The organism is Luteibacter sp. P4_E6, assembly GCF_056401535.1.
This window is the reverse complement of record NZ_JBFUJE010000783.1, coordinates 1-1,366: the sequence shown is the minus strand read 5'-3', so window position 1 is coordinate 1,366 and position 1,366 is coordinate 1. Positions and strand designations below refer to the sequence as shown.

2 protein-coding genes are annotated in these 1,366 nt (G+C 61.6%); both read left to right on the top strand.

From position 1 onward, the window contains the following. Positions 1-243: 243 nt before the first annotated feature. The gene (ppsR, locus tag AC1DT2_RS23475) at positions 244-1,059 is read left to right on the top strand and encodes a posphoenolpyruvate synthetase regulatory kinase/phosphorylase PpsR (protein ID WP_046966780.1); all 816 of its coding nucleotides are present in this window, start codon (positions 244-246) and stop codon (positions 1,057-1,059) included. 27 nt (positions 1,060-1,086) lie between these two features. Next, positions 1,087-1,366, top strand: a 280-nt coding sequence (locus AC1DT2_RS23470) for a DUF1249 domain-containing protein (RefSeq protein WP_477299084.1), incomplete at its 3' end; no start/stop codon positions are given.

Here is a 1,366-nt window from a genome sequence, read left to right as displayed (position 1 = left end):
ACCTTGCCCAGATCGGTCATGCGCAGCGCGTCGAGCCAAAGTACCAGGTCGCTCAAAGGAAAGTCCTCACATCGGTTCGTCGGTATTGCGGCGGGCCGCGCTAGAAATCCGCGCATTGTGGTAGCCCTGTCACCGTGGAAACAAGGCGCGATGCACAAACGTTCAGGGATCATGAGGGGTCGCTTGTTATGGCGGCGTCTTGCGCTAAGGTTTGCCCATGGACCAACCGCTGGGAAAACCCCGATGCGCCGTACCGTCTTCTTCATTTCCGATTCCACCGGCATCACCGCCGAAACCATCGGGAACAGCATGCTGGCCCAGTTCGAGGGGGTCCAGTTCGATACCCACCGCCTGCCGTTCATCGACAACCCGCAGAAAGCCGAGGCCGCCTCCCTGCGCATCAAGACCAAGTACGCCCAGGACGGGCAGCGGCCGATCGTCGTCAACACCATGACTTCCCGTGCCCTGTGCGACATCGTCGCCGGCAGCGGGGCACTGATGCTGGATGTCTTTGCCCCCTTCATCGACCCGCTGGAGGCGGAACTGGGCACCAAGCAGTCGGGCGCGGTCAACCGTTCACACGGCCTGGTGGACTTCGAACGCTACGAAGCGAGGATAAACGCCACCAACTATGCCCTGGCGCATGACGATGGCCTGGATGTCGATTACAACGAATCGGACCTCGTTCTCGTCGGCGTTTCCCGTTCCGGCAAGACGCCTACCTGCCTCTACATGGCCTTGCATTACGGCGTGTGTGCCGCCAACTATCCGCTCACGGACGACGACCTGGACAAGCTGGAGCTGCCAACCCGTCTCCGCCCTTATCGAAGCCGCCTGTTCGGGCTGACCATCGACCCGAACCGCCTTGCGCAGATCCGTGAGCAGCGGCGCCCCGGGAGCCGATATGCGACCCTGAAACAGTGTCGCTGGGAACTGGAGCAGGCCGACCGGCTCATGCGACGGGAAAATATTCCGGTCCTCAACACCACGCATACGTCGATCGAGGAGATTTCGAGCAAGATTTTCGAGTACCTCGGCATCGAACGTCACATGTATTAGACAGCCCTACGGAGACCCTCGCCCGACATGACCGCCGTCATCGAACGCCCATCCGCTTTCCTCCCGGGACGCTTCGGCTTCCTGATGGGGCTGTATGCGGAGAACTATCACCGGCTGGCACGGTTGTTCGCGCCGCAGCGGCTGGCGCCGGGCCGTTACATCTCCGATGTGGACGACGGCCTGAAGGTGCGCCTGGATGTACAGGAAAAGCACCCGTACACGCTGGAACTCGAGCTCACCTACGACTTCGTCGACGAGACCACCGGGCAGCCGTCCCCCTCCGCCCAGTTGCGCATGTATACCGATG